Source organism: Microcystis sp. M53602_WE12, assembly GCF_030065455.1.
Classification (GTDB): domain Bacteria; phylum Cyanobacteriota; class Cyanobacteriia; order Cyanobacteriales; family Microcystaceae; genus Microcystis; species Microcystis aeruginosa.
Window position 1 is genome coordinate 1 of record NZ_JASJFB010000169.1, and the last position, 2366, is coordinate 2366.

Below are 2366 nucleotides of genomic sequence, written 5' to 3' on the forward strand. Positions count from 1 at the left end.
AACCTTTATAGAGACAGACATTGCCGCAATTTTTGTCAATTGTTTGCGATCTGGAGCGAACTAATCAATTAAATCTCTTGCCAGATAAGGATTGAGTCGATTTATGCCCCCCTATCGAACCATAACAAGTCCCGAAGAGCCTTATTCTTGCTCATTGGCAGTTATTAAAAAAACAATATCCGAGCCGTTATCTAGTCATCGCTACTACCAATGTCAAACATTTTCAGGGATTCGCAGAAGCTTTAAATTGGCAAGATGTTAACCTATAACAGCTTTGATCTTGAGCATTTTTTCACTTTAACTACTTAGTCTTATGCAGTTTATTGATCGCGCCGAAATAGAAGTAGAAGGGGGTAAGGGAGGTGATGGAATTGTCGCTTTCCGTCGGGAAAAATACGTCCCCGCCGGCGGTCCGGCCGGCGGTAATGGGGGAAAAGGTGGTTCGGTGATTTTCGTGGCCACTCAGAACCTGCAAACCCTGCTAGATTTCCAGTATAGTCGCTATTTTAAGGCCGATGACGGTAAACGGGGCGGCCCGAACAACTGCACCGGATCCAACGGTAGCGATCGCATTATTAAAGTTCCCTGTGGTACAGTGGTTTACGATCTCGATAGCGAGGAAATTATCGGCGATTTGGTCACTCCCGAACAGACTTTAATCGTGGCTGCCGGGGGAAAAGGGGGATTAGGCAACCGCCACTTTTTAAGTAATAATAATCGCGCACCCGAATACGCTTTACCCGGTTTAGAGGGAGAAAAACGCCATTTACGCCTAGAATTGAAGTTATTAGCGGAAGTGGGCATTATCGGGCTGCCCAATGCGGGAAAATCCACCCTAATCTCGGCCGTTTCCTCTGCTCGTCCCAAAATCGCCGATTATCCCTTTACGACTCTCATTCCTAACTTGGGAGTGGTACGCAAACCCACGGGAGATGGGACGGTATTCGCCGATATTCCAGGATTAATCGAGGGAGCGCACCGAGGAATCGGCCTAGGACATGAATTTTTACGCCATATCGAACGCACACGCCTGTTAATTCATCTTGTCTCCTTGACAGCAGAAGACCCGATCGCCGATTATCAAATTATCCAAGGGGAATTAGCCGCCTATGGTCGGGAATTGGAAAAGCGATCGCAAATACTGGTTTTCAACAAAATTGATGCTGTGGACGAGGAAACGATAGATAACTATCAAAAGCAGTTTGCTAAAATAACTAATGCCGAGATTTTGACTATTTCCGCCGTGACAGGAGCCGGATTAACCACTCTACTCGCCAAAGTTTGGCAGCAATTAGAGCAACTGGAGAGGGTCGAGGATGAAACCCCTTCCCTGTTTTCCTAAAATCGCTCGTTAGTTGTTGAGCTGCCGGGGTGCGGGTGGTCGGCGATTGCTCGGTCTTCTTTCCGTACCTTCAAAGTTACCATTAGAACGACGGGTGCGGCGCTGTTCAGCTTCATTTTCGGCCGCATAGACTTCTAGATAAAGAGAGCGACCCACACTCGCGGCCGCCATTTCTAGGGTAGTTCTAATCGCCTGTAAATTGCGTCCTCCCCGGCCGTAAACTTTGCCTTTATCGGCATCATCGAAGGCTACACGCACCCAAAGACGTTCATTTTCCTTACAGCGCTCGATATCCAATCTCAGACTGGCCGGCTCTTCCAAAAACGGCTCGATAATAAATTTCACCAGTTCGAGATAATTGGGGGTACTAGGCATTGATTTTCTCGAAAATTTTCTGTTTGGTGAGAATGCTGCGCACGGTGTCCGTCGGTTGCGCTCCTTGTTGTAAGCGTCGGATGATTCCTTCCTCATCCAGACGCACTTCATCGGTACGGGGATTGTAAAATCCTAATTCCTCTAGGGGACGACCATCGCGACGACTGGTGCTAACGGCCGCAACGATACGATAACTGGCTTCGCGTTTTTTACCAAAGCGTTTTAGACGTAATTTGATCATGGTTACTCAAAAATTCTCCTTTCAGATTCTAACTCATCCCGGTGGTATTTCCACAAGTGGCGATCGAGGAAACGGTCGGCAGCCATTGGCTATTATTGAAAATAACGCCGATATCTTAATGGTGAGGTACAAAGTTGAAGTGTGTTAGTTTTGGCTAACACACCCGAAATTAAGATTAAATTAAACCTCTTGCATAATTAATTTTTGAGGGTTCAAAAACGTCAAAAATAAGGATTAAATCGCATAAAATATGTAAATAGGGTCTGCTGAAAAAGTTTTTCCTGGGGGTAGGATTCAGGAGTCAGGAGTCAGTAGCCAGTCGTTTCAGGCTTTGTTGCCCTTGTTTTGTGTACCAAGCGATGTACTACAAGAAGGATAATGCAAGGTTTTTGAAAGTCCCAATCCTAT

General features: G+C 46.2%; 4 protein-coding genes. 2 read left to right on the forward strand and 2 right to left on the reverse strand.

Annotated elements, in window-relative coordinates; translation table 11 throughout:
* Nucleotides 1-313: 313 nt before the first annotated feature.
* Nucleotides 314-1342: a GTPase ObgE gene (gene obgE / locus PX482_RS06570; RefSeq protein ID WP_288122222.1), complete on the forward strand. Its 1029-nt coding sequence runs from the start codon at nucleotides 314-316 to the stop codon at nucleotides 1340-1342.
* A 9-nt stretch (nucleotides 1343-1351) separates the two neighbouring features.
* Here the strand turns inward: obgE and PX482_RS06575 are convergent, their stop codons facing one another.
* Together PX482_RS06575 and rpsP are read right to left on the reverse strand one after the other, a co-directional pair.
* Nucleotides 1352-1717 carry a KH domain-containing protein gene (locus tag PX482_RS06575; protein WP_002762468.1) on the reverse strand — a complete coding sequence of 122 codons (366 nt, stop codon included), beginning with the start codon at nucleotides 1715-1717 and terminating at the stop codon, nucleotides 1352-1354.
* Nucleotides 1710-1958, reverse strand: a complete 249-nt coding sequence (gene rpsP / locus PX482_RS06580) for a 30S ribosomal protein S16 (protein WP_002736858.1) — start codon at nucleotides 1956-1958, stop codon at nucleotides 1710-1712. Before rpsP ends, PX482_RS06575 begins: the two co-directional genes overlap by 8 nt.
* On the opposite strand from rpsP, the gene PX482_RS06585 reads away from it, so the two are divergent.
* A complete protein-coding gene (locus PX482_RS06585; protein ID WP_155119787.1) occupies nucleotides 1957-2106 on the forward strand; it encodes a hypothetical protein in 150 nt (49 codons plus the stop codon). The genes rpsP and PX482_RS06585 overlap by 2 nt on opposite strands.
* Nucleotides 2107-2366: the final 260 nt, after the last annotated feature.

What these genes read in the sequence shown, in the direction of transcription:
- obgE (WP_288122222.1), top strand. Translation starts at nt 314, where the DNA reads ATGCAGTTTATTGATCGCGCCGAAATAGAAGTAGAAGGGGGTAAGGGA.
- PX482_RS06575 (WP_002762468.1), bottom strand. Translation starts at nt 1,717, where the DNA reads ATGCCTAGTACCCCCAATTATCTCGAACTGGTGAAATTTATTATCGAG.
- PX482_RS06585 (WP_155119787.1), top strand. Translation starts at nt 1,957, where the DNA reads ATGGTTACTCAAAAATTCTCCTTTCAGATTCTAACTCATCCCGGTGGT.
- rpsP (WP_002736858.1), bottom strand. Translation starts at nt 1,958, where the DNA reads ATGATCAAATTACGTCTAAAACGCTTTGGTAAAAAACGCGAAGCCAGT.